At 50.8% G+C, this 26456-nt stretch carries 20 protein-coding genes and 1 tRNA gene; 18 read left to right on the top strand and 3 right to left on the bottom strand.

The window, feature by feature from the left end; all coding sequences use genetic code 11:
- Positions 1-5: 5 nt before the first annotated feature.
- The 9 genes from JWJ90_RS06770 to JWJ90_RS06730 all read left to right on the top strand — a co-directional run bounded on the left by JWJ90_RS06770 (position 6) and on the right by JWJ90_RS06730 (position 13255).
- A complete protein-coding gene (locus JWJ90_RS06770; RefSeq protein ID WP_205226446.1) occupies positions 6-2120 on the top strand; it encodes an acetate--CoA ligase family protein in 2115 nt (704 codons plus the stop codon).
- 34 nt (positions 2121-2154) lie between these two features.
- Entirely contained in the window at positions 2155-4035 is a 1881-nt protein-coding gene (locus JWJ90_RS06765; protein ID WP_205226445.1) for a bifunctional acetyl-CoA hydrolase/transferase family protein/GNAT family N-acetyltransferase, read from the top strand.
- A gap of 18 nt (positions 4036-4053) precedes the next feature.
- Positions 4054-6090, top strand: coding sequence for an excinuclease ABC subunit UvrB (uvrB, locus tag JWJ90_RS06760; protein ID WP_205226494.1), 2037 nt, complete (start codon positions 4054-4056; stop codon positions 6088-6090).
- Positions 6083-6805 (top strand): lysophospholipid acyltransferase family protein, encoded by a 723-nt coding sequence (locus tag JWJ90_RS06755; RefSeq protein ID WP_205226444.1) that lies wholly within the window; start codon positions 6083-6085, stop codon positions 6803-6805. Before uvrB ends, JWJ90_RS06755 begins: the two co-directional genes overlap by 8 nt.
- Before the next feature lie 79 nt (positions 6806-6884).
- The gene (locus JWJ90_RS06750) at positions 6885-8255 is read left to right on the top strand and encodes a cobyrinic acid a,c-diamide synthase CobB (RefSeq protein WP_338032298.1); all 1371 of its coding nucleotides are present in this window, start codon (positions 6885-6887) and stop codon (positions 8253-8255) included.
- A gap of 246 nt (positions 8256-8501) precedes the next feature.
- Entirely contained in the window at positions 8502-10499 is a 1998-nt protein-coding gene (locus JWJ90_RS06745; protein ID WP_205226442.1) for an ATP-binding protein, read from the top strand.
- Entirely contained in the window at positions 10496-11560 is a 1065-nt protein-coding gene (locus JWJ90_RS06740; protein WP_205226441.1) for a response regulator, read from the top strand. The genes JWJ90_RS06745 and JWJ90_RS06740 overlap by 4 nt, the downstream gene beginning before the upstream one ends.
- 116 nt (positions 11561-11676) lie before the next feature.
- Positions 11677-12093 (top strand): secondary thiamine-phosphate synthase enzyme YjbQ, encoded by a 417-nt coding sequence (locus JWJ90_RS06735; RefSeq protein WP_205226440.1) that lies wholly within the window; start codon positions 11677-11679, stop codon positions 12091-12093.
- 142 nt (positions 12094-12235) lie between these two features.
- Positions 12236-13255, top strand: a complete 1020-nt coding sequence (locus tag JWJ90_RS06730; protein WP_205226439.1) for an HlyD family secretion protein — start codon at positions 12236-12238, stop codon at positions 13253-13255.
- Positions 13256-13508: 253 nt separating this feature from the next.
- Here the strand turns inward: JWJ90_RS06730 and JWJ90_RS06725 are convergent, their stop codons facing one another.
- Positions 13509-15458, bottom strand: a complete 1950-nt coding sequence (locus tag JWJ90_RS06725) for an aminotransferase class V-fold PLP-dependent enzyme (protein WP_205226438.1) — start codon at positions 15456-15458, stop codon at positions 13509-13511.
- A 148-nt stretch (positions 15459-15606) separates the two neighbouring features.
- Here JWJ90_RS06725 and ybaK point away from each other — a divergent pair, with 148 nt between their 5' ends.
- The 5 genes from ybaK (at position 15607) to nikR (ending at position 19919) form a co-directional block, all read left to right on the top strand.
- Complete coding sequence (ybaK, locus tag JWJ90_RS06720) at positions 15607-16080, top strand: Cys-tRNA(Pro) deacylase (protein WP_205226437.1); 474 nt, start codon at positions 15607-15609, stop codon at positions 16078-16080.
- A 135-nt stretch (positions 16081-16215) separates the two neighbouring features.
- On the top strand, positions 16216-17037 hold the full coding sequence (locus JWJ90_RS06715; protein WP_205226436.1) for a transporter substrate-binding domain-containing protein: 822 nt from the start codon (positions 16216-16218) through the stop codon (positions 17035-17037).
- An 18-nt stretch (positions 17038-17055) separates the two neighbouring features.
- Positions 17056-17940 (top strand): ABC transporter permease subunit, encoded by an 885-nt coding sequence (locus JWJ90_RS06710; RefSeq protein ID WP_205226435.1) that lies wholly within the window; start codon positions 17056-17058, stop codon positions 17938-17940.
- A 141-nt stretch (positions 17941-18081) separates the two neighbouring features.
- Complete coding sequence (locus JWJ90_RS06705) at positions 18082-19503, top strand: beta-barrel assembly-enhancing protease (RefSeq protein ID WP_205226434.1); 1422 nt, start codon at positions 18082-18084, stop codon at positions 19501-19503.
- A gap of 5 nt (positions 19504-19508) precedes the next feature.
- A complete protein-coding gene (gene nikR, locus JWJ90_RS06700; RefSeq protein ID WP_205226433.1) occupies positions 19509-19919 on the top strand; it encodes a nickel-responsive transcriptional regulator NikR in 411 nt (136 codons plus the stop codon).
- A gap of 29 nt (positions 19920-19948) precedes the next feature.
- Here the strand turns inward: nikR and JWJ90_RS06695 are convergent, their stop codons facing one another.
- Positions 19949-21328 carry a sigma-54 dependent transcriptional regulator gene (locus JWJ90_RS06695; protein ID WP_205226432.1) on the bottom strand — a complete coding sequence of 460 codons (1380 nt, stop codon included), beginning with the start codon at positions 21326-21328 and terminating at the stop codon, positions 19949-19951.
- A 169-nt stretch (positions 21329-21497) separates the two neighbouring features.
- Between JWJ90_RS06695 and tadA the strand changes: the two genes are divergently transcribed.
- Complete coding sequence (gene tadA / locus JWJ90_RS06690) at positions 21498-21974, top strand: tRNA adenosine(34) deaminase TadA (RefSeq protein WP_240194791.1); 477 nt, start codon at positions 21498-21500, stop codon at positions 21972-21974.
- Between the two features lie 93 nt (positions 21975-22067).
- Positions 22068-22153 (top strand) — tRNA-Ser (locus tag JWJ90_RS06685).
- Between the two features lie 30 nt (positions 22154-22183).
- Here the strand turns inward: JWJ90_RS06685 and JWJ90_RS06680 are convergent.
- Positions 22184-22417: a hypothetical protein gene (locus tag JWJ90_RS06680; RefSeq protein WP_205226431.1), complete on the bottom strand. Its 234-nt coding sequence runs from the start codon at positions 22415-22417 to the stop codon at positions 22184-22186.
- A 408-nt stretch (positions 22418-22825) separates the two neighbouring features.
- Here JWJ90_RS06680 and JWJ90_RS06675 point away from each other — a divergent pair, with 408 nt between their 5' ends.
- Both JWJ90_RS06675 and JWJ90_RS06670 read left to right on the top strand, forming a co-directional pair.
- Complete coding sequence (locus JWJ90_RS06675; RefSeq protein ID WP_205226430.1) at positions 22826-23677, top strand: phosphate/phosphite/phosphonate ABC transporter substrate-binding protein; 852 nt, start codon at positions 22826-22828, stop codon at positions 23675-23677.
- A gap of 7 nt (positions 23678-23684) precedes the next feature.
- Positions 23685-26291: an ATP-binding protein gene (locus JWJ90_RS06670; protein ID WP_205226429.1), complete on the top strand. Its 2607-nt coding sequence runs from the start codon at positions 23685-23687 to the stop codon at positions 26289-26291.
- Positions 26292-26456 lie beyond the last annotated feature (165 nt).

Below are 26456 nucleotides of genomic sequence, written 5' to 3'. Positions count from 1 at the left end.
TGGTTATGCTGGATAAACTGTTTTCCCCGGAATCGATTGCCGTTATCGGCGCCTCTAAAACAGTCGGCAAGGTCGGCTACGATACCATGAGCAATCTGGTGAGAAGCGGCTTTGCCGGGCCGATTATTCCGGTCAACTCAGCTGGCGGAGAGCTTTTCGGGCTCAAAGTCTATCCACAAATTGCCGAATACCCAGACCCTGTGGATTTGGTAGTGATCGCGGTGCCTGCGGATATGGTTCCGGCAGCAGCCCGTGAGGCGGTCAAGAAAAAGGCCGGTGCCATAGTGGTTGTCGCCTCAGGCTTTAAGGAGACCGGCGATGTGGGCAAGGCGCTTGAGGCAGAGTTGACAGAAATATGTCGACGGGGTGGGGTGCGCCTGCTTGGCCCCAACTGTCTGGGCATTATTAACACCGCCATCAAGCTCAACGCCTCCTTTTCCAAACGTATTCCCCAGGCTGGACACCTTTCGATTTTTTCCCAGTCCGGTGCGCTTTGCACTGCAATGATGGATATCGCCGATGAACGAGAACTGGGGGTTTCAAAGTCGATCTCCATTGGAAACAAGGCCGATATCACCGAAGTGGATGTGTTGGAGGCGCTGGCTAATGATGACGAAACCAAAGTGATTGTCGGGTATCTTGAAGACATCAGCGACGGTGACCGATTTGTCAAGGCGGCCGAAGAGGCCAGCAGCCAAAAACCGGTAGTTGTCCTTAAATCCGGAACCACCTTGGCTGGTTCCAGGGCCGCCGCCAATCATACCGGTGTCCTCGTGGGAAAGGACACCGCCTACGGTGCGGCCTTTAAACGGGCGGGAATTTGTCGTGCCGATTCCTTTGAAGCCCTGTTTGACTATGCCACCGCCCTGGCCCTGCAGCCTACCCCTAAAGGTGACAGGGTACTGATTATTACCAACTCCGGTGGCTCCGGTACCATGGCCGCGGATGCGGTGGAAAAATCCGGGATGTCAGTTGTTGGCTTAAGTGATTCGCTTCAGCAAAAATTTAAAAAGGTTTTACCCTCAAACGCCTTTATCGCCAATCCCATAGACCTTTCAAACGATGCCGAACCTAAGCATTATTCGGCGGCCATTGATATTGCGGTTGCAGACGGCTCCTTTGATGCCATTTTAGTAGTACTCGCCCCTCAATACATGTCCCAGCCTGCGCCCACCGTGCGAGCCATTGTGGCCCATATGGATGAATCCATGCCGGTGTTGGCCTCGTTTCTTGGCGGCTCCGATATCATGCCTTCGCGCAAGGAACTGGCCGCGGCGGGCCTGCCCTTTTACGATTCTCCTGAGCGTGCCGTAGGCGCGCTCAAGGCTATGTACGAGTATGGAGTATGGCGACGTCGCCCGGCGCGCCAGGTGGTCCGTTTCCCGGTTAACCGGAGGCGGGTAGAGCGTATTATCACCCGCAGGCAGCGTACCGGTCGCCTGCGCCTGGATGAGGTTAAATCTAAAGATATTCTCAAAGCATACGGGTTTCATATCATGGAAGGCCGCCTGACCTCCAGCCCTGAAGAGGCCGTGGAGTATGCTCGCTTTATCGGTTTTCCCGTGGCGATGAAGGTGGTTTCTCCCCATATTGTTCATAAATCGGATCTTGGCGGGGTTCGACTCAATATAGGTTCCAGTCAGGAGGTGGCAGATGCCTATGACCTGATGATGCTGCGTATCAGAAAACATGCCCCCATGGCCCGGGTTGAGGGGATCTATGTGGAGAAGATGGCAGAGAAGGGGCTTGAGGTAATCATCGGTATGACTCGTGACCCGCAGTTCGGCCCCATGTTGATGTTTGGTCTGGGCGGTATCTTTGTTGAGGTGATGAAGGATGTGACCTTTCACCTGGCCCCCATCACCGAAGAAGAGGCTGTACAGATGTTGAAATCAACCCGCTCCTATCAGCTGCTTGAAGGAAAACGAGGACTTAAAGAGGTCGATATCAAGGCCATCGCCGTGAGCTTGCAGCGTATCAGCCAGCTGACCACCGACTTTCCCCAGATCAAGGAGCTGGATATCAACCCGCTCATTGTCGGCGAAATGGGCAACGAACCGGTTGTGGCCGATGCACGTATGACCTTTGCCCAGACCTATTGCTCAATTGTAAGGAAATAAAGACCGTTATCACCCATCGCACAAGGGACTTGTCATGGAATATGAACAGAACTGGCAGGAAAAATACAATGACATGATCGCCACTCCAGATCAGGCTTTGAGTCACCTCAAGGCTGGTCAACGGGTGTTTATCGGGACGGGTTGCGGTGCTCCCCAAGAGCTCATCGCTGCGATGACCAAGCGGGCGCGGGGCCTGACCAATGTCGAGGTTATTCAGCTGATAACCAAGGGCGATGCACCTTATGCCAATAAAAAGATGTCAGATTCGTTTGCCATCAATGCCTTCTTTATCAGCTCCAATGTCCGTTCTGTGATTCAGGAGGGATTTGGCGATTATACACCCATCCTGCTCTCTGATGTCCCCAAGCTTTTTGATTCGGGCAGTCTGCCTATTGATGTCGCCCTGATTCAGGTTACCCCACCAGACATTAACGGACGGGTCAGCCTTGGGATTTCCGTAGATATTGTTCGCAGTGCCATTGATAACGCCTCGCTGGTGATCGCCGAGATCAATCCCAATATGCCCTGGACCCATGGCGATACCAAGGTTGAAGTCTTTGATCTTGATATCCTTGTCCCGGTCAACCAACCCATTCTTGAACGGATGTTGGATCCGCCCAATGCGATCAGCCGCAAGATCGCCCAGACCGTGGCCGCTCTCATTCCCAACGGTTCCACTGTTGAGCTGGGGCTGGGGCGCGTCCCCGGTTATGGCCGCATCCCCCAGGTGGTAATGGAGTTTCTCCATGATCGCAAGGATATCGGTTTCCACACGGAGATGATCTCCGACACCATTATCCCCCTGATCGAGGCAGGGGCTGTCACTGGTGCCATGAAATCCATTGATCGGGGGAAGATAACCGCCTCGTTTTGTATGGGAACCAAACGGCTTTATGACTACATTCATGATAATCCGCTCTTCAGCTTTCGCCCGACAGAATATATCAACGATGCCAACGTCATCGGCAAGCATAAGAGGTTTATTGCCGTTAACATGGCCTTGGAGATCGATCTCACCGGTCAGGTCTGTTCCGATTCGGTGGGCGGAAAATTTTATTCAGGTATAGGCGGTCAGATCGACTTTAATCGGGGGGCCGCAAAATCTGAGGGCGGTCGGGCGATTATCACCTTGCCTTCGCTCAATAAGGAAGGCAATGAGTCGCGTATTGTCTGTACCCTGCAGCCCGGATCCGGGGTTACCATCAACCGGGCCAGTGTCCATTACGTGGTGACGGAATACGGTGTGGCCTACCTTCATGGGAAATCTATTCAGGAACGGGTCATGGCGCTTATATCCGTGGCCCATCCGGATTTTCGTGAACAACTCTTTCGCAAAGCGGTGGAGGCAAAGTATCTGCGACCGGACCTTGCCCGCTTTGGCAACCGCTTTCTTTTGCCCGCAGAAGAATCGGTACGGGCCAACCTGTTGTTAGCCGATGGGACCGAGGTCAACTTCCGCTCGATCAAGCCGACAGATGAGCCGCATATGCGCGATCTCATCTATAACCTCAGCCAGGAGACCATCTACTACCGGTTTATGAGTCGCCAGCAGCGGTTCACCCCCCGCCAGATTCAGGATTTTGTTTATATTGATCATCGCCGGGATGTGGCTGTTGTCGGGACCCTGCCCGAGGCCCATGGCGAACAGATCATCGCGGTGGGGACCTATTACCTGAATGAGAAAACCAACCTGGCCGAGGTGGCCTTTGTTGTTCGTGACGGCTGGCAGAATAAGCGGCTGGGAACCTACATGTTCAAGCATCTGACCAAGATTGCCAAACGGAATGGTATCACCGGTTTCACTGCAGAGGTTTTACGTGAAAACGAGCGCATGCAGAATGTGTTTAACCATTCCGGTCTCAAGGTGACAAGCCACCTGGAGGATGGTGTTTTCAGTTTTAACATGGAATTTTGATGTGACCTCGTGGAAGCATTGACCTACTCAAACGATATTCCTTTTGAAATCGTCTCCGAATTTACCCCTTCCGGTGATCAGCCTGCTGCCATTGAACAGCTTGTCGCCGGTCTTGAGGCCGGGGCGCGGGACCAGATTCTCTTGGGGGTGACCGGATCAGGAAAGACCTTTACCATGGCGCAGGTGGTTGCAAGGATCCAGCGGCCGACTCTGGTGATGGCACCCAATAAAACGCTGGCCGCCCAGCTCTTTGCCGAGTTTCGTGAGCTTTTTCCCAACAACGCGGTGGAGTATTTTGTCTCCTACTATGATTACTATCAGCCCGAGGCCTATATTCCGGCCTCGGACACGTACATCGAGAAGGATTCCTCCATCAACGACGCCATCGATAAACTGCGTCACTCCGCCACCCGATCTCTGCTGACCCGGCGAGACGTCCTGATCGTCGCCTCGGTCTCCTGCATCTACGGCCTGGGATCACCTGATGAATACAAGAACATGCACCTTTTTCTTCGGGCAGGTGAAGACTATCCCATGGAAGAGGTGCAGCGCCGCCTGGCCTTTATGCTCTACGAGCGTAACGAGTTCTCCTTTCACCGCGGCACCTTTCGCGTACGCGGCGATGTAATCGATATCTTTCCGGTGCATGAGGAGGATCGGGCGGTTCGCGTTGAGTTCTTTGGCGATACCATTGATGCCATTGCCATTATCGATCCCCTCAGGGGGGAGGTGATTAAAGACGTCGAGGAGATGACAGTGTTTCCCGGCAGTCACTTTGTCACCAGCCAGGATAACCTCAAGACCGCCATGCGTTCAATTCAAGATGAGCTGCAGCTTCGCCTGACTGAGCTTCAAAACGAAAACAGGCTGGTGGAGGCCCAGCGGCTGGAACAGCGGACCATGTTCGATCTGGAGATGATCAGTGAGCTTGGCTACTGCAACGGTATTGAAAATTACAGTCGCCATCTCACCGGCAAGGAGGAGGGGGCTCCCCCGCCCAACCTGCTGGACTACTTCCCTGAGGATTACCTGCTCATCATCGATGAGTCGCATATTGGGGTGCCTCAGATTGGCGGCATGTATAACGGCGACCGTTCCCGCAAACAGACTCTGGTCAACTATGGGTTCCGTCTCCCTTCGGCCCTCGACAACCGGCCGCTGCGCTTTGACGAGTTTGAGGCGCGTATCCATCAGGCGGTCTATGTTTCTGCGACCCCCGGGCCCTATGAGTTGAAAAAGGCCGATGAGAGAATTGTCGAACAGTTGATTCGTCCAACAGGTCTTCTGGATCCGCAAATTGAGGTCAGACCCGCTTCTTCTCAGGTCGACGATCTTCTGGAGGAGATTCGAAAACGAACCGAGCGCGATGAGGCGGTGCTGGTGACCACGCTGACCAAGCGAATGGCCGAAGATCTGACCCAGTATTACGAGGATCTCGGAGTTCGTGTGCGCTATCTCCATTCCGATATTAAGACCTTGGAGCGGGTGGAACTGATTCGCGACTTGCGCAAACGGGAGTACGACGTGCTGGTGGGGATCAACCTGCTGCGCGAAGGGCTTGATATTCCGGAGGTCTCCCTGGTGGCTGTGCTTGATGCGGATAAGGAGGGGTTCCTGCGTTCTGAGCGTTCCCTTGTGCAAACCTGTGGTCGGGCCGCTCGGAATGCCCAGGGCACGGTTATTCTCTATGCCGATAAAATTACCCCCTCCATGCGCTACACCATGGATGAGACCATTCGCCGTCGTTCAATTCAGGAGCGTTTTAATCGCGAACATGGCATTACTCCGCAGACCGTTATTTCCGAGATCAAAGATTCCATGGCCCAGCATCTCAAAGCCTCGGGTTGGGAGGCTGCCGATGAGCAGCAGGGAGCCGGACTCCTCCAGACGGCAGAAGCGCAGACTGTCTACCACAGTGTGGATGAACTCCACCAGGAGATTGCTCTGTTGGAGAAAAAGATGCAGGAGGCCGCTGCTCTGCTTGCCTTTGAAGAAGCGGCCGCTTATCGCGATCGAATTAAGGAGCTGAAAATGATGGAGTTGGCTGTTGGCTGATTTTTTGCGGAAAACATCGCTGGTTGTGGTGCCGCGCCTTGTCTGGGGGCTGGTGGCCCTCTGGTTTTCCACCTTACGGCTCAAGGTGCGTGGAGGTGCTGAATTTAAGGCCTATGCCCAGCAGGATACGGGTATCGCCGCCTTCTGGCATTACTCCTTTGCCTATCTCTTCTGGTACCTGCGTAAATATCCGGCGGTGATCATGGTGAGCAGTTCAAGCGATGGTGAATACATTGCCCGCCTGGCCGAGCACACAGGCCATGTGGCTGTGCGGGGATCTGCGCATCGTGGAGGGGCGAAAGCCCTGTTGGGGATGATTCGCGCCATGAAAAAGCATGCACTCAATGCAGCTATTGTGGCCGATGGTTCCCAGGGGCCTGCCCGTAAAGCTCAGGCCGGATGCATTCTTGCAGCGAGTAAATCAGGCAAGCCCGTCTTTCCCATGGCCTGGGCCTGCACTCGATATATTCGTTTTAACAGTTGGGATCAGACTCTGCTGCCCCTGCCTTTTTCCAGCCTGCTGCTGCGCCACGGTGAGCCATTATCCGTTCCGGCCTCCATAACGCCAAAGCAGGTTGAGGAGTATCGCCTGGAGCTGGAATTTCGTCTCAACAGACTGTATGAGGCTGCCTGGAACGAGTTGGGCATGGAGAAACATGATACCAGGGGACGAAAGCGGGCAGGCAGACAGTCCTCGTCCTCCAGGCGTGCCTGAAGTAAAAAAGGAAAAAATATTCCACATCTGTGATATGTCATTATTTGTGTTTGAACGAGGAACCTGAATTTTGGAACGAGTGAAGAGTGTTGTGTTGGCCGGTCTCAGTGGTGGGTCTGGTAAATCCGTAGTTTCCGTTGGTTTGATTGCGGCCCTGCGAAATCGTGGCCGGGGGGTGGCTGTTTTCAAGAAGGGGCCGGATTATATCGATGCCGGCTGGATGAGTATGGCTGCCGGGCGTCCCTGTTATAATCTGGATCCCTATCTGATGAGTCACGAGGCCATTGCCACAACCTTTCAGGAGCATATTTACGGAAATGCCTATGCCGTGGTGGAAGGCAATCGCGGCCTCTTTGACGGTGTCAGTGCCCAGGGCGAATATTCCACTGCCGAGTTGGCCCAGCAGTTGGAACTGCCAATCCTGTTGGTGGTCAACTGTTCCAAAACAACCCGGACCATTGCCGCAGTGGTTCTTGGATGCGAGGCCTTTGATCCGCGTATTCGTATTGCCGGAGTGATTCTCAATCAGATAGCCACTCCACGGCATGAATCGATCATCCGTCAATCCATTGAAACCTATACCGATGTTCCGGTTTTGGGGATCATGCCCCGCCTGAAAGAGGATGTTTTTCCCATGCGCCATCTGGGGGTTACCCCGCACCAGGAATCTGTTGCTGCCGGGGAAACTGTGGATCGACTCGGAGCCCTGGCAGAGACTAACTTTGATCTGGATGCCATTGTCGAACGTATGCCGCGCAAAGTTCCTATCCCGCCTGAGGAAATACATCTCAGTTCCCCCCAGGTTACCATCGGCGTCCTCAGGGATGCCGCCTTTCAGTTTTACTACGAGGATAATCTTGAAGCGTTGACACGGGCAGGAGCGCGCTTGGTGATGATTGATGCCCTTCGCTCGGACTCACTCCCCCAGGACCTTGATGGGTTGTATATCGGAGGCGGTTTTCCAGAGACCAGTGCCCGCCAACTTGCTGAAAACGAAAGTTTTCGTCAGTCTGTCCGCGAGGAGGTGGAAAAAGGGCTTCCTGTCTATGCCGAATGCGGTGGCCTCATTTTTCTTGGACGCTCTATCTTGTTGGATGGGCAGGAATATCCTCTTGCCGGCGTTTTTCCTGTCACCTTTGGTCTCAGTCGTAAACCCCAGGCGCACGGATACTCCAGTTTTGTGGTTGAACAGGAAAATAGTTTTTATCCGGTGGGGACAAAAATTAAAGGGCATGAATTTCGCTACTCCATTGTCCGTACATATGATGATCCCCCTGAGTCACTGGTTTTGCGTATGCAGCGTGGAACCGGTTTTATTGAGGGGCGAGATGGCCTGGTGAAAAAAAATGTGCTGGCCCTGTATACCCATGTCATTGCCTCGGGGACTCCCCAGTGGGGGGAAGGACTTATTGGTGCAGCGCGTCGATTTTCCCAAGAGAAAGCCGGCTGAGGGGACACTTGTCCTCTGAATATTTTCACCGAAGATGCCGCAAACCAGAAAGCCGGAGCTTTTTTGAGAACAAAGACCAGAAAAGCGGGGAGCATATGTCTGTAAGGAACCTTCCTTTGCTCACCGACCGAGGTAAAAAACGACAGAACCAGATTGGTAAAGGCGCAGGGTTTTTGACAATCGTTTAGCAGGGCTTTATAGTTAATCAACTCTTTTTTTACCTCACTTAAACGGATCGTCCTGCGCGTGAACAAACTTGTGTTGATCAGCGGCTGTCTCGTCTTCCTTTCTCCCTTGACCGCATCAGCTGCTCAGGAAATGTTACTCTCCTCAGCCTCCTTTGGCCTCATAGTCGGCCTCTCTGCACTTATTGCCGTGGGGAGCGCCGCAGTTTGCCTGAGTCAACTCAGAGGACTGAGACGTCGTAAGCGGGAGCTGGAGGCTGAGCGGGAACTCCAGAAGGAGTTGATCGCCGGCGCACCTTTCCCCATTATTCAAATAAATCAACACCTCAAAATTATAGGCGCCAACCGGGTTGCCCAAGACCGTTTTGGTCCTGAGTCTCTGGTTGGGGGCTCCTTTCCCGAACTCTGCCCGGGTGAATCAGCGCACCCACTGCTTCAAGTGCTCAAATCAGGTACGCCACCTAAAAAAGCAATTCATCCCTCAGCCGGGATGGAAGGGGCGACCTTTCGTCTCTATTCGTCCGCTGGTCAGCGATTTGGCTTTTGGTACGGCCCTCCTGAGGAAGAACAATGCCTGCAAAGCTCGAGCGCTTTTATTGCCCAGGCCGAAGAGTCAGCCAATCGCATGAAGAGCGAGTTCATCGCCAACATCAATCATGAAGTGCGTACCCCGATGAATGCCATTATCGGGTACACAGAGATGCTGGTGAATTCTTCCATTGGCGACAAGGAACGTCGTTTTGTAGAGACAATCCACAAGAGCAGCATGGCCCTGGTGACCATTTTTAACGATATCATGGAACTCTCCAAGATTGATTCCGGTCGGTTGCAGATTCTGACCAGTTCTATCCGGATTGACTCACTGGTTCGTGAGGTTGAGGGGCTTTACAGGGATCAGGCTCGGGAAAAAGATATACGCCTGGAATATCAAATCGAGCCTCACCTCCCGATTTCCTTTGTCCTTGATGGTGTCCGTATTAAACAGGTCCTGCATAATCTGGTCAGTAATGCCATTAAATTTACCAGTGAAGGCAGCGTCCAGCTTTTGGTCGATGGGGTAGCCTCCAAAGAGCATGAAAACTGCTACGACCTCAGCTTTACTGTACAGGATACAGGTATCGGAATCGCCAAAACCGACCAGCAGAAAATTTTCGAGGTATTCAGTCAGCAGGAAGACACCATGGCGAAACGTTATGGTGGAATCGGTCTTGGGTTGACCCTCTGCTCACGGCTGGTGACCATGATGGGTGGCCGGATTGAACTCTTCAGTACACCGGGGGAGGGGGCTCGTTTTACCGTTCTCTTTCCACAGATCCCCACCGCTGATCCTCCTAAAGAACAACCGGAAATTGAGATGGAACCCGACCAGTCTCCCGCCTCAAGGGCCATGACCTTGCTGGTGGTTGATGACGTTGATTTGATAAAGGATGTCTTTATAGATTTTTTTCAGGATGGTCCGCATAAGGTCATTACTGCAAATACAGGTGAGGAAGCACTGCAACAAGCCCATCAGGAGCACCCTGATTTAATTTTTATGGATCTCAACCTCAGCGGCGATATGGATGGTCGTATGGTGACCGAGCGTATCCGTGAGGATGATTCAATCAAGGCTACCCCTGTGATTGTTATGACCGGTGAGATGCTTGATGAGGAAGACTACCTCCCTCTTTTTGATGGTTTTCTCCAAAAACCTTTTCGGCTTGATCTGCTCAATGAGGTCATCGACCAGTTTGCAGCCATGCGGAAGCAGCCCCAAAAACAGCAGGGATTGACTGGTGAGCAGGATGAAACGACCCTTGAAGTGACGATTGCCACAAGTGTTCAGGCCGTCTGGAATGAAGAGCTGGACCAGCTGTTTAGGCAGGCTGTCCGTTCTGGCAGTCTTACCGATGCCGCCGCCTTGGGAGCGGCGGTGGGCAAGGCTGGAGAGATGAACAAAGACGGTTTGCTCAGAACTTTTGGTGGCGATTTACTGCAGTTTGCCGCCGAGCCCAATATCATGGGTGTTGACCGTATGCTCGCAAAACTATCACGAATCGTGAACCGGAAGAATGCATGAATAGAAAGAAGCCACTTATCTTCATCGTCGACGATGTTCCGGAAAATATTCAGATAGCCATGTCTCACCTGCGTGAGTTGGACTGCGATTTTGCCTATGCCACCTCAGGTGAACAGGCCCTGGAGCGCATCAGAGCCACCCATCCTGATCTTATTCTCATGGATGTCATGATGCCGGGTATGAGTGGGTTTCAGGCTGTGGAGATGCTCAACCAGCACAAGGAAACCCATTCAATTCCTGTTATTTTCCTTACAGCCCGCGCTGAATCCGAGGACGTTGTTCATGGATTTAATTTGGGCGGGGTTGACTATATTATCAAGCCGTTTAAAGGGGTCGAGCTCCGCTCACGGGTGCGTAACCATCTTGAACTGCATGCCTATCGAAGTAGCCTTGAACGACTGGTTGAAGAACGCAGCCGGGAAGCTGAATTGCTCAAGGACGTTATAATTGAGGCCATGGGTGAGCTTGCAGAGTACCGTGATCCTGAGACCGGCAGTCACATTCATCGGACCAGAGCTTATGTCCAGTTGCTGGCTGAGCGTCTGGTGCTCGATGGCCACTACCTTGACGTCTTAACGCCAGAGTACATTGTTCTTTTATGGAAATCTGCTCCGTTGCATGACATCGGCAAGGTGGCGATTCGCGATTCAATCTTGCTCAAGCCCGGTAAACTCTCTGCTGAAGAGTTTGATGAAATGAAAAAACACACCCTCTATGGTGAAGAGGTCATTGCCAATCTCGAACAGATGGCAGGCCAGCCCACATCCTTTCTCAGCTGTGCCAAAGAGATCGCCGGTTCTCACCACGAGAAATACGATGGCAGCGGGTATCCTCGTGGTATTGTGGGAGAGGAAATCCCCATTGCTGGACGGATCATGGCCATTGCCGATGTCTATGATGCGCTTATTTCCAAGCGGGTCTACAAAAGTTCCATGTCCCACCAGGAAGTTATGGCGATTATGGTTGAAGGGAAGGGGTCTCATTTTGACCCGTTGCTTATTGATGCCTTCCTAGAGGTGGAACCATCCTTTTCTCAAATTGCCGCAAACAATACCGACTAATCTTTGTCTTCTATTGGGCATAATGCATCTTTCGTCACAATAACGGGGAGCACCTGAACAGGAAAGCTGCCCGTTATTTTTCCGGAGTTTTTGATTCAATAAAAAGAGCTGGAGTTATGAAAAGTTACCATAAAGAGCTGTGGTTTGATGTGCCTACCCGGCGTGCCTTTATTAATATCACTCCCCAGGTCGAGGAGTGCTTGCGTGAAAGCGGCATAGAAGAAGGATTGCTCCTGTGTAATGCTATGCATATAACCGCCTCGGTATTTATTAACGATGATGAATCCGGTTTGCATCACGATTACGAGCAGTGGCTTGAGCGGCTGGCTCCCCATGCACCAGTAGATCAGTATCGTCATAACGGTTATGAGGATAACGCCGATGCCCACATGAAGAGACAGGTCATGGGGCGTGAGGTGGTTGTGGCTATTACCGAAGGCAAACTCCATTTTGGCACTTGGGAGCAGATTTTTTATGGCGAGTTTGACGGACGCCGGAAAAAACGTGTGCTAGTTAAAATAATCGGTGAGTGAGCTGGGGGAATAGGACCTTTATTGGGAAATATTTCGTGCCCAGGTTATCCAGGATTTTCAGATACAAACAACCTGAACGCTGTCACGGATTCAGGACCAACACTCTTCGTGAAATACCAAGGTGACTAAAAATAATTCAAGAATGCACAGGTTGCTCGTCGTCTTTCTGTTTGTTGTGGGTGCCTGTGTGGTTTCCTGCAATGGCGAGAAGAAACACGGCGGGGAAGAGAAAGGAATCATCCTTTTTGGCAATGTGGATATTCGGGAGGTACAACTAGCCTTTCAGGATGGTGGACGCATTGCTCGTTTATTAGTGGATGAAGGTGCAACCGTTAAACCTGGGCAAGTCGTGGCAGAGCTCGACCCCACCAGGTTGCAGCTTGAGGCCGAGCGCCTTGAGGCAGAGAGGAAGGCTCAGGCACAATTACTGGCTAAACTTGAGAATGGAAGTCGGCCCCAGGAGATTACCAAAGCCAGGGCCGGGCTTGATTCGGCAAAGGCAAGCCTGAAAGAGGCCCGGCTCAATTTGAAGCGGGTGCAGGTCTTGCGCGTTACCAATCGTATATCCCAACAAGATGTCGACAGTGCTCGGGCAAAGGTGGAGGTCTTGGAGGCCTCGGTGCGTGCTGCCGAAGATACGCTCTCTCTTGTGGTCGAAGGGCCCAGAAGTGAAGATATACAAAGTGCCCAGGCAAGTCTGCAGGCCTTGACCGCTGCCCGTAACCTTGCCCGTGAACGGGTGGAGGATACGCAGCTTCATGCCCCGGCGGCAGGCGAAATCCGTACCCGTATTCTTGAGAAAGGTGCCATGGCGTCAGCCGGCTCCCCAGTCTTTACTCTTGCTCTGACAGATCCCCTCTATGTGCGTGCCTATGTCAATGAACCCGATTTGGGGAGCTTGCATGCAGGCATGAACGTCCAGATTTATACCGACTCCTATCCCAATAAATCCTACCAAGGATGGATCGGATATATCTCCTCTACCGCAGAGTTCACCCCCAAGACCGTTGAAACCACCGAACTGCGAACCAAGCTTGTCTACCGAGTGCGAATCCTCACCTGTGACCCCCAAAACGAGTTGCGTTTGGGCATGCCGGTCACGGTGATGGTGGATCCTTCCGGGGTAACTGCCAAGTCCCCATCTTGTCAAGGGGAGGAATAGTCCTGCCTTGTATGTAGGTGAGGTTAGGTGAAAGCGCTCTCCCCAATAGGGAAAGGGCTGGTGGTTATGCAACCAACCTGCCCACCAGCGTAGAGACATTCCTTAAGGGCATCTTGAATAATTGCTTTTTCTGCCAAGCCCGCGGAGTCTGGCGCTTACCTGGCCTTGATTGAAAAATCTAATTATTCAAGACACCCATAACAGGACCACGTTACACCGTTTGGGTGACCGCTTCCGCTATCTTCACCAATAATCAGTGTGCTGTAACCTGGGATGTCATTTCAACTACATAGATCTGGCCATCATACATTCCTTGAATTCTGGTGTTTTGTGCAATGAGCATACGGAGGTAGGTTATGGTTTCCTGCTCAATAAGCTGTCCTGGAACCAGGATCGGAATGCCGGGAGGGTAGGGCGTCACCAGGCCGGCAGAGACCTGACCGATGGCGTGTTCGATATCGATGGTGGCTCGTTTACCAAAAAAGGCATCCGAAGGCAGACAGTGCAGGCTAATGCCTGGAAGCGTCTTGATTTTTGTTTTTTTGCCCCGGTTCACTGGAAGCGCCACCTTTTTCTGATCCAATTTTTTCAAGGCATTATAGAGTCGAATCATTTTTGATCGTGTTCCACCAAGGGTGAGCAGCACCAGAATGGTCGCGTGGGTGTATTTTTCGATCTCAAGACCGATCTCGTCAAGCAGGTAGCGATGGATCTCGTTGGTTGAATATTCGAGTCTCGAGACATCAAGGAGGATTTTCAAGCTGTCATGCCCCAGGTTATCCTCGCTGAAGTGAGGGAAAAGGGCCTGGAAATCCGACTTGTCCAAAATGCGTATCGACTGAAAAGAGCGCATCTGCTGCTTCAGCTCTTCCACCTGGGCAAGTAACCCTTTCAGCAGCCCGTATCCTTCCATTTCAAGCTGTTTATGGCAGACGTCCAGAGAGGCGATAATCTGGTATTTGGGTGAGGTACTGGAGTACATCGAGTACATTTCATGGAAAAAATCCGCATCGAAATCCGGATCGTTCACATGAATGTACGAGGCCTGGGAAAAGGCTGAGACCACCTTATGGGCGGAATGGGTAATATAGTCTGCACCTGCATTGATTGCCGAGTAGGGACGGAATGCCGGATGAAACAGGGAGTAAGCAAACCAGGCCTCGTCAATAAACACCTTGATGCCACGGTCATGCGCCATTTCAACCACCTGACGAACATCAATAAGTAGACCATCATAGGTGCAGCCGGTCAGAACAATCAGCTTCGTCTCGGGATGCTCTTTTATTTTTAGCCTTATTTCAGAAAGAGCGGGAGGGGCAAATATACCCAGTTCCGGACTGAGTATAGAGCTGAGATAAACCGGGTTTGCCCGTGCCTGTAAGATTCCGTAATGGACGGATTTATGGCAGTTTCGGTCAATGATGACCTTGTCACCGCTGCGCAGCAGTGTCTGGAGAATGATCTTGTTTGAGGTGGACGATCCATTGGTAACAAAAAACGTCTTGGTGGTCTCAAAGGTATAGGCGGCCGCCTCCTGAGCTTTGCCGATGGCGTTGGTTCCCTCGGTGAGAGAGCCTAAACTGTCAACAGAGACGGAGAGGTCGCCGACAAAGACATTGCGCCCGTAAAACTGATAAAAATCCTGGATATAGGGTGAATTGCGAAAGCTGAGCCCCCCGCTGTGGCCCGGAGTATGCCAGGAGTCATTGGCCTCGGTGATATAGCTTTTATAGGCATTCCAAAATGGTGTCTGGCAGCGATCGTCAAAATCATTGAGGATGTATCCCAGAATGGATTCGGGGTCGGCGATGATGTCGTCGCGAAAGAAAAAGGATTCAATGTCGATTGATTCATCTATTATTTCAAGACCTTTGCTTTCTTCTCCCAGGATGTATATCGGCAGACTCACTCGAATTGCCTTGATTGCGGCGATGATATCGCAGCTTTTAAGTATGGAATCGGTCCCGGAAGAATCAGACGTATGCCATGGAGCCTCACTGTCCCAGCTGAATATAACCGCCTGGATGTCCACATCGTTTGTTATTGTGTCCTGAATGGCTGAAAAATTTTCTGCCGTTATGGTTTCTATCACAATGTCTTTTCGATTAAATCTGTGGACACAGTGGAGAATGCTTTCCACAATTTTCTTGAGTAAATCAGGGTCTTTTTCTATGATGAGTATCTTTAAAACCGGAAGATGCATGAAGTATTCCTCGTTGGTTCCAGAGGGAGTTCTCTACTTTTTTGATAGCTGAATGTGTGAGCGGAGATGCTCACGTATACTCATTCAGGTTCTCATTTGTTGTTTTCTTTTTTAGCACGCTTTTTTTTATTTTCTTACATACACACCCATGACTCCAGCCATAAAACTTGCCCAGAAAAAGAAGATCCCGTACACAATTCACGAATATATCCATGACCCCAAGGTAACTTCCTATGGTCTTGAAGCTGCTGAAAAGATCGGAGTAGACCCGGCATGCGTGTTCAAGACCCTGGTGGTGACTCTCGATGGTCAACAACTCGCCGTGGGGGTGGTGCCGGTAGAGGGCATGCTCAACATGAAACGCATGGCCAAGGCAGCCGGGGCGAAAAAGGCAGCCATGGCTGAAAAAACGGCGGTTGAGCGGGCAACCGGTTATATACTGGGCGGTGTCAGCCCTTTGGCGCAAAAAAAACGGCTGGCGACAGTCATTGATGCCTCTGCCCAAAAATTCCCCACTATCTTTGTCAGTGGTGGGCGCCGAGGGCTTGATATTGAACTTTCCCCGAAGGATTTACAGCAACTTGTCAGCGCCGTTTTTGCTGAAATCAGCGACCCGTCTTGAACCCGTCTCACAAATTCAGGGGCAATTTTGCATTGCCCTTGGAAGAAAGCATTCTTATCTCTTTTCCGATAATCCTTTTTTTGCATTTGTTCTGATATCTACAACGACCCGGATGAGGGCCTCACGGAGAAAATAATGAAACAGTTTGCCATCCGATATATCCTTTTGGTCTGTAGTCTGATAGCTGTGGCTCAGCTTGCGTGGTCTGGAGAGCTGCAGCATCAGCTTCGGGCTGAATCAGCTCTTGAGCAGGTGTTGAAGCGGGGAACATTGCGGGTGGGGATGGATGTTTTCGTTCCCTGGGCGATGAAAGATAAAAAAGGGCAGCTCATAGGCTTTGAAATTGATGTGGCAAAGCAGTTGGCCCAGGATATGGGCGTGAAGATTCAATTTGTTCCCACGAAGTGGTCAGGTATCATTCCAGCCCTGATTGCCGGGAAGTTTGATCTGATCATCGGGGGGATGACCGTTACCCCTGAGCGTAATCTGCAAATCAATTTTACCAGACCGTATTATTACACCGGTCAGGGATTACTGGCCAATAAGAAAATGACCTCGGGCTGGAAGCTCGATGATTTTAATAAACCCGGTGTGACCTTGGCTGCACGCCTTGGTTCGACTGCAGCAGTTGCAGCGAAAAAACGTTTTCCACAGGCAGGCCTGCGCCTCTTTGACGATGAACCTGCAGCCGTGCAGGAGGTTCGTAACGGCCGGGTGCAGGCGATGGTTGCCGGTCAGCCGCTCCCGGCCCACAGTGCTGCGGATGCCCCTGCATTGCTTGTCGCCTATCCAGAGCAGCTGCTCCGCGAGCCCATCAGTATGGGGCTCAATAAGGGGGATGTGGACACCTTGAACTTTCTGAACAACTGGATTGAGCAGACACGGGCCAAAGGCTGGATTGACGAGCGTTATGCCTACTGGTTTGATTCAACCCAGTGGAAAAAACGCGTCTGGTAAAAGCGTTATTGAGCGTCTGTGTATTGTTTTCAAAGCAAAAAAAGATTCCAGTTTCTGGATGTGGTGCTTCTTCTTCTGCTGCTGTACGCAGGCGTTTATATAGTGGACCGCATTACCCAGCAGTTGCACTACAACTGGAACTGGGGTGTCCTGCCTCAGTTCCTTTTTTATTTTGATGAGGAAGAGGGACGCTGGGTTGCCAATTATCTGATGCAGGGGGTGTTCACTACGCTTCGCCTGAGCATCTGGGCTGCGGCGATCGCACTTCCTCTGGGGCTGACTCTGGCCCTGGCTCGCATTGGCCGTAATCTTTACGCCAGGCTTGTGGCGCTTACAGCCGTGGAGCTTTTGCGCAATCTGCCGCCTTTGGTGCTGATCTTTCTTTTTTATTTTTTTCTGGCAGATCAGCTCATTCCAGTGTTGCAGTTGGACCTGCTGGTACAAACGGCCTCTCCCTTCACCCAAAAAATTGTCGCTCTGGTGTTGGCGCCTCCGCACCAGGTCTCAACGGTCCTTGCTGCGCTTGTAACCCTGGCTGTATTTGAGAGCGCCTATATTGCAGAGATTATCCGCTCGGGCATACAGTCCATTGATCGTTCACAATGGGAGGCTGCAAAAGCGCTGGGGCTGACTCGCTTGCAATCTTTGCGTCATGTCATTCTTCCCCAGGCATTTCGCCGAATACTTCCCCCGCTTGCAGGGCAGATGATTTCACTGGTCAAGGATTCTGCAATTGTCTCTGTTATCTCCATTGAGGAGTTGACCTATCAGGGAACCCAGCTCATGGCCTCGACCTATATGACTATTGAGGTCTGGTTGACAGTTGCAGTACTCTATTTTGTTTTGACCTTTCCCTGTTCCTGGCTTGTCAGTCGTATGGAACAGCGGCAAAAGCGACTCTGAGTGGTTGCGTCATCTTGTGCGTGTTGCGTAAACGCGCTAAGCTCAACCTGAAAATATCCTGAATCCGTGCCAGCGGGTGGACACTGAACAACCACGGATTCAGGAATATCCGTCACAGGCCGTTATTCCCTGGATTGTATTATGCTGCGAAAAAAAACTTTTCTTCGATGCGTTGCCCTTGTTTCACTTCTTGTGTGGTTCCTTCTGCCCCTGCAGGTCTGGGCGCTGAGCATAGGGGAGGAGAGAAAGATTGGAGAGCAGCTACTCTATACCATGCGTAAGGGGCTCCCCCTGTTAGACGAGCCCGATATCAGTCAGTATATTAATTCTCTTGGTCAGGAGGTCTTGGCGAAAGTTGGTCCCCAGTATTTTTCCTATCGGTTTTATGTGGTGAAAAGTGATCAGTTCAACGCCTTTGCGGCTCCTGCCGGACTGGTCTTTTTTTATTCCGGTCTGATTGAGCAGGTGCAGAACGAGGATGAACTGTTAAGCGTGCTTGCCCATGAGATTGGGCATGTGGTCAGTCGCCATATTGCCCAGAGGATGGAAAAAAATTCCGTGGTCGGTGCGGCTTCATTGTTGATGGCCATAGCCGGTATCGCTATCGGTGTTCCGGGGCTTTCATCGGGCATAATGATGGGTTCTCTTGCGGCTGGTCAGGCTGCCAATCTCCAGTACAGTCGTGAGGATGAGGAACAGGCAGATCGCCTTTCCTATGGATGGATGTGCAAGATGCAACGCAATCCTGAAGCCATGGCAAACATGCTGCGGACCATGCGTCGTATTACCCGTTACAGCATCGGAGGGGAAGTGCCCCAGTACCTGCTGTCCCACCCCAACCCGGAGGCGCGCTTGGGGTATATTCAGTCGATGATTGAATCAGATAGGCAAAAGGAAACAACAGGTGAATTTCAGCAAACCGATAATTTTGCCTTTCTTCGGTTCAAGTATCGTGTCTTGATGCACTCCATTGATCATGAAAAAATCAAAGTGTACTGCGTCACGCTGCTCAATACCAACTCCGATCCCGAGCAGAAAGTTATGGCAAACTATGGAATGGCGCTCTTGGCAGCTGATGAGCGTGATTTTGAAGGAGCTCTGCGCTACCTCGGCACCCTCCAGGCCAAATATCCCGATAGAAAGATCCTCAACGTGGATCGGGCGGTTATTTTACTTGAGGCCGGTCGCCAGGACCAGGCCCATGCCCTACTTGAACAGGCTGTACGTGAGGACGCGGATGATATGTACGGGCTCTATCAGTTGGCCAAACTGGAATCCATGCGCGGGCATTCGGGCAGGGCGGAGCAGCTGCTGCAACGTTTCAAAGCACTTATGCCCGAGTATCCCCCGCTGTATTTCGAACTCGGGCGTATTGCTGCCAGTCAGGGAAGGCAAGGGATGGCGGGATTTTATCTCAGCAAGTACAATCTCTACCGCGGTCGAGTAAAGCTGGCTGAACGCTACCTCAAACGGGCGGCCAAGGATACATCCATTGCCGAGAAGTATCGCAACGAGGCTCAGGTACTGTTTGATAAATTAAAGGAACTTGAAAAAGGAAACTAAGCTGTATGTTGAAACGATTTTCCATTTCGTTGGATGAAAAACTCCTCGAGCAATTCGATAATTATATTCGTCCTCGAGGGTATTCCAACCGATCAGAGGCGGTACGGGATCTGATTCGTAAGGTGCTGGTTAACGAGGAGTGGGCTCAGGACTCTGAGGTTGTAGGCGTGGTCAGCATTGTGTACAACCACCACCAGCCGCAGTTACAGGAAAAAATAACAGAAATCCAGCATGTCTATCATCACGCCATAACATCGTCCACTCATGTGCACATGGACCATGACAACTGTCTTGAGGTGACCATCGTCAAAGGAAGGGCCTCGCAGGTGCAGGCCCTGGCAGAACAGATGATCTCTCTACGTGGTGTCAAGGATGGGAATCTCTCCATGACCAGTACCGGTGGAGGGCTCCACTGATTCAGCCTGAATCCCTAAGCAGCCATCGGTTATTCTTTCTTGTGTTTGCGCCAGTTGGGGTGGGTTATCCCGAATTTTTTTATTTTATAATTCAGGGCTCTGGGACTGATATCAAGGCATTTGGCCGCATCTTTTTGCACCCAGTGGTTATCAGATAAGGCACGAAGAATCAGTTCTTTTTCATGCACTTCCAGGGATTCTGTCGTTTGGATGAGAGGGGCGTGGGGCCGGCCCATCTCTGGAATATGCATGGAAGAGAGGGATATTTGGTCGTCATCTTCCAGGATAACGGCCCGCTCGACCGTATTGGCCAGCTGGCGAATGTTGCCCGGCCACTCATATCCTTGAATCAAGGACAGGACTTCTTCTGAAAAACCGGTGATATTGCCTTTATTGAGAGACTTGATTGACTTTTCGAGTAAATTTTCTGCAAGAGCGGCCAAGCATTTAGGGCGGTCTTTGAGTGGGGGCAGGTGGACCGGCAGCACACTGATGCGGTAATAGAGGTCCTCGCGAAATTTTCCCTGCATAATCAGATCCTGCAGATCTTTGTTGGTCGCGGCGATCAGGCGAACATCAACCTTGATGGTTTTATTGCCGCCGATACGCTCAAAGGATTTATCCTCCAGGACTCGCAAAAGTTTGGATTGAATTTCCAAGGAGATTTCCCCGATCTCATCAAGAAAGATAGTCCCGCCGTCGGCCTGTTCAAAGCGTCCGATCCGTTGTTTGTCGGCACCGGTGAATGAGCCGCGCTCGTGGCCGAAGAGTTCCGATTCCAAGAGAGTTTCAGGGATATTGGCACAGTTTATTTTTATAAAGGGATGCTCTCGACGGGGAGAGTTGTAATGGACGGTGCCGGAAAGGTAGCTTTTACCGGTCCCGGTCGCACCGGTAAGCAGGATAGTCGCATCGGTTAAGGCAAATTTTCTTAAGCTTTTAATCACCGCCTTGAAGCTTTCGCTCTCTGCAATGATACGATCAAAACTATAGACAATATTCTGGGTTCGGCGAAGATAGGCTAGCTCGTTTTCCTGACGTCGTTGTTCAATGGCATGGCGCACGCTGCGTTTAATGCGGCCTGGTGAAAGCGGCAGGTTCAGCACATCGTAGATTATGGGTTCAAAGGACTTGTCGATCTCCAGGGTCTCCTCTGATTGGCAGGCCAAAATCACAGGCGTGGATGGCGTTTGTTCCTGAATTTTTTCCAACAACTGTTGTTTTGAGCCGTTTTCCTTGTGAAAATTCATCAAAATAACATCAAAGGGTTTCTGAGAGACCTCCTTTTGAAAAATCAAGGGGTCGCTATGAAAGCTGAGTTCAAAAGTACTTGCCAGGGCAGATTCGATGCTCATTCGGTTTTCATCGGAGCATTTATAGGCAAGAATAGTTGCTTTTTTGTTTACCATTTAAGGCGCCTCGCAGTTGCAAATTCGTATTTACAATCTCTATTTTGTAATTATACGGGTCAAACAAAGAAAATCAAAAAAGATTTTTCCTGTTTGTTTAAAGTGTCGCGCCTTCTGAGTCATTCGAGCTCTGAGACCCTTCGGGCTTAAAAATCAAATATGCAAAAATATGCAAATACAGGTAGAACAAGCTCGGCCACTTGATGAAATCATGATGCAGCGAGCCCTGGTCCAGGCCAAATTGGCGGCCGCCATGGAGGAGGTTCCAGTTGGCGCGGTATTGATCGATCACCAGGGGCAGGTGCTTGCCGAGGCGGGCAACAACTGTATTCTTGACTCAGACCCATCGGGCCATGCTGAAATGCGAGCTTTACGGGCGGCAGCCAGAGCGCTGCATAACTACCGTTTGCTGGGCACGACGTTGTACGTTACACTTGAGCCTTGTCCCATGTGCGCGGCACTTCTGGTTCATGCGCGGGTGGCTCGTGTAGTCTTTGGAGCCACCGATTTCAAAGGCGGTGGGCTCGTCTCAAAATACCAGATTGGCAATGATGGCCTGCTGAATCACGGATTTAGTGTCACGCCGGGAGTCCTTGGCGAACAGTGCAGTCAAATACTGAAAGATTTTTTTCGAAGGCGTCGTTAATTTTTCCTTGTAAAATTCCAGCCCTCAGTATAAAAAGGAGCCCCACGTCGAACGGGCAATCACTGCCGATCGCTGTTTATATATGTCATCTTTGGAGAGGTGACCGAGTGGCTTAAGGTGCACGCCTGGAACGCGTGTGTACGCAAGTACCGTGAGTTCGAATCTCACCCTCTCCGCCATATAGAAAAAGGCCTTGTAACTTTAAATAGTTACAAGGCCTTTTTTGTTGCTTGCTGCGTATAGGGTGCGGACGCTCCTGCATTCCTGGAAGCTTGTTTACTCGCCGCCAGATGCAGATTTCCTTTGCTTTGTTTTCTCTTTCCTCTTTGGGGTTGTTCCCGATCGAGAATTTGGCGAATCGTTTTTGCAAGCTCAATCTGTTGCACAGGCTTATAACAATATGTCTTTATTCCAACTTTTTTCATCAAAATCACAAGTCTCATTCGCAGTTCTTCGGATTGTCATCCATCACCTTCTGTGAACCAATTTCCTGTTATGATTATAGAAGAAAAATATTTGGGGATAATTTTGATTTAACTAAATCTTCAATATGAAGGGGAGACTCCCCCGATCATTTACACCATTGAATCTGCTCATACTGGGCTTGGCAGAGCTTGGTCAAAACCGGGATCATTCACGAAATCCCTCCAGTGTCCAAGACCACCGATAGAGCTGTTGGTTGCTCTTTGTGTTTGTTAGGATCTCGTTAAAATAAGGGGAGTTTTCGGTAAACGCTTTGGTTTGTGTCCGAAATCCTGTAAATCAGCTAAGGGTGAGAAAAAGTCCAGAATCATTCTCCACCAATGGTTTGGGCCGTGTTCAGCGAATTTGGAAAATTGACGGATGACTCCATGAAAAACAGTACACGACTATTCAGGGGACTTCTTTGCATTGCTCTTTTAGGGGGCTTCTTTCTTGGGAACCGGATTTCTTGGGCGAGCGACACTCTGACGATTGCCTGTATTCCCTATCGTCCGAAACCAATCCTTCAGGAGCAACTTGCCCCGCTTGTGGAGTTGCTCGGGCGAAAACTTCAGAGAAAGGTCCAGGTGGTTATTGCGGATAGCTATGCAGATATCGGGGAGCGACTGCACCATCAGGTTGCTGATATCGGTATATTAGGGCCCAAAAGTTATGTCGAGGCCAAGGCAAAATACCCAGCCATTCACTATCTTGCGACCAACAAGAGTCCTGAAGGTTTTTATCACAGTCTTATCCTCTCGCGGAAAGATTCCGGTCTCCGAACAATCGCTGATCTTCAGGGAAAGAGTTTTGCCTACACCGAACGGGGATCAACGTCAGGATATCTCTTTCCGCGGCAGCTTATTCGACGTCAGGGATTTAACCCTGATACCCTTTTTTCGGTATCCTATTTTCTCAACAAACACGATAAGGTGTATGCAGCAATCGCTTACGGCTCAGTCCATGCCGGGGCCGTTTCTTCGACCGGAATGGATGATGCCGTGCAAAAATTCGGAGATGTCTTTCTCGTTCTTGACTCCTCGGATCCCATCCCTCGCAACGCCCTGGTTGCTGGTCCCCACATCTCTTTGCCTGAGGTGCGCAAGCTTAAAGAAATACTCCGCTCCGCGGAAGACGATGCGATTTTTAAAGAAAACTCCCAGGAATTACCCAATAAGGGGTTTTGGATCAAAGACGATTCTCTCTATGACATTGTCCGTCGGCAACAGGAGGTGAACTAGTCTGATTATGTTCCTGCAGAGCCTCAGTCATCAAATCGTTCTTTGGGTTTTAATCCCCATTGTATGCGTCAATAGTTTTATCTGGTTTCAACTTGATTCCCTCCACTCACGATCTCTCAGCTACCTTGAACGGGATATTGCAGCTAAAGGGCATCGCATCGTCAACCAATTCCAGATGGAGTTGAACACCATCGGTCAGCTTGCGTTGATGACTGCCCGGGATAGTGAGGTGATTGCGGCCTTCACTGATCGGGGGACGGATAGGTTGTATCGTATCGGTAATAACCTGATCACTTCTACCCTTATTGATCAGGTTACCTTTATTGATCCACAGGGTATTGTCGTGGCACGGGGGCATCAGGAATACAATTTTAATGATTCACTTGCGGATTCCCTTCTCTTTCAACGTGCAAAAGCAGGAGAGATATTTACGGGGATCGCGCAAACAAAAGATGGCCTTGCCTTTGTATCAGCCAGACCGGTCCTGGAGTTTGGGGCCGTCCTTCGCGGTGCCCTGATCGTAGCCCGCCTGATCACTCCCGGGTATCTCCAGCATATTGGTGATGATCTGGGACTGGAGGCAAGCATCAGCCGTCAAGGTCGAACCGGAAACTCCTCTCCGCCTCAAAAGGACGGCATCGCCTTCTTTACGCAGCAACTTCCCTTGCACACGTTCAAGCAACCATCGATGACGCTTGTCATAAAAAAGAATTACCGCAACGAATTGCAGGCCCTGAATTCAACCCGTCTGCGAATTCTTGTTTTTTCCCTGGCCGCGACCTTGCTGGCCATGGGAATCGTCTATTGTCTGGTGAGTTATCTGCTCCGTCCCTTACGCCACCTTCGGACTTGGTTACAGGCGTTTAAGGAAGGTGAATTGGGAGTAGAAGCCCTGAATGCCAATATTATCAGGCAAAACAATAAGAAAAACGAACTCGGGTTTATCGCCCATGCAGCTCTGGGAACCATTCAGGAGCTTGAAGGGGCACGCAATGAACTGCAGTGTATGCACAGTGAGTTGGAAGTGCTGGTTGAAGAGCGCACCCAGGAATTACTCTTTAAGGCAACTGAACTCGAAGAGGAAATTCGAGACCGGGAACTGGCTGAAACCCAGGTGCGAGGCCTTAAAAATCATCTCCAAAATATTTTTGATTCCATGGGCTGTACCCTTATTGGAATTGATGCCGCAGGTGTGGTGAATTTTGTTAATGCCCACGCCGAAACCTTTTGTGGACGTACCTTTACCGAGCTCTGTGGCGAATCCTTGGTCAATGTCCTCGCTGCGTATGGTCTACCGGGGGAAGAGATCTATCTGCGTTCTCAGTCAGGCAATGAGCAATGGAAGAGCTGTCGCTACGTTGCCAGGCACCGTGGTCAACAGGTGTATTTGGATGTGACCACCTATCCCTTTTCCTATGGCGGGGAAACGGGACAGATTATACGCATTGATGATGTGAGCCGCCATGTACACTTGGAACAGGAGCTTTTTAAAAACGAAAAACTCAGATCTGTTGGTCTCCTGGCCGGTGGCATTGCCCATGATTTTAACAATTTTCTTTCAGCAATTCTTGGCAATATCAGCCTGGCCCTGGCTGATGAAAGTCTGACAGAACGAGTCGGCATTCTGCTCTCCGACGCGGAAAAGGCAAGTGTTGCCGCAAAAGAGCTTACCGGTCAACTGCTGACCTTTTCCAAAGGCGGGCAGCCGGTGATGGAACTGCAGGACCTTGCCAAACCTGTCCACGAGGCTGCACAACTTGCAGTTTTGGATAGGGCCCATTTTCTGGTTTTTGAGATAGAGGAAGAGTTGTGGCCCGTTATGATCGATCGGTTACAAATCGAGCGGGTTGTGCGTAACATAGTATCCAATGCGGTCCAAGTGACGACAAGTGGCGGACAAATATTGATTACCTGCGCAAACAGGGCAACCGTGGAGCACCACAACCCTCTTCAGTTACCGCCAGGCTCCTATGTGCGTCTTTCCATCAGTGACTCCGGGCCAGGTATGGATTCGGAGGTACTGGATCAGATTTTTGACCCGTATTTTTCAACCAAATCTGAAGGGTATGGCTTGGGGCTGGCTATCTGTCATTCGATTATAGAGAAGCATAAAGGAGCCATTGCTGTTGACTCATCTCCAGGAAAAGGGACCACCTTCTCTATCTATTTACCCGCTTACCCGAACAAAGTCAGCCTGCCCCAGGCAGAGCAACAGGTGGCGCAAACCGCAAAATGTCGTCGTATTCTGGTCATGGACGACGATCTTATGGTTCAAGATATGATCGTGTCCATGCTTGAGGTGCTTGGGCATAAGGTGGTTTGTGCCCAGGACGGTGAGGAGGCAATCAAAAAGTATCAACAGGCTCTTGAGACCTCCGTCCCATTTGACCTTGTAATCATGGACCTGGTCATCCCCTGTGGCATGGGAGGGGTTGAGGCTGCTCAGGAGATACATCGACTTGATGAAAAGGCGAGGCTTATCGTATCAAGCGGATATTCTCATGACCCCGTACTCGCCCAATATGAGGATTATGGATTTTGCGCAGCCCTTCCCAAACCGTATCAATTCCAAGAGTTGGAACAGATTATTACCCGGGTCATCGAAGACAACTAGTGTGCCCCTGCCGGTCTTGCCATACGGATTCTGGTGAAAAAGAGATGGGGACAAATCCATGCTTGTACCCGGAAAAGGATGGAGAGGGGGAAGTGGAGAGGAATTGATTAAGCGATCGCAGATTTGGTATCTGCGATCGCTTGTAAATTTAGGGGGATTGAACTC

It is taken from the genome of Desulfobulbus rhabdoformis (genome assembly GCF_016919065.1).
GTDB lineage: Bacteria > Desulfobacterota > Desulfobulbia > Desulfobulbales > Desulfobulbaceae > Desulfobulbus > Desulfobulbus rhabdoformis.
Note: the sequence above shows the minus strand (reverse complement) of the source record. Positions and strands in the feature narration are given on the sequence as shown.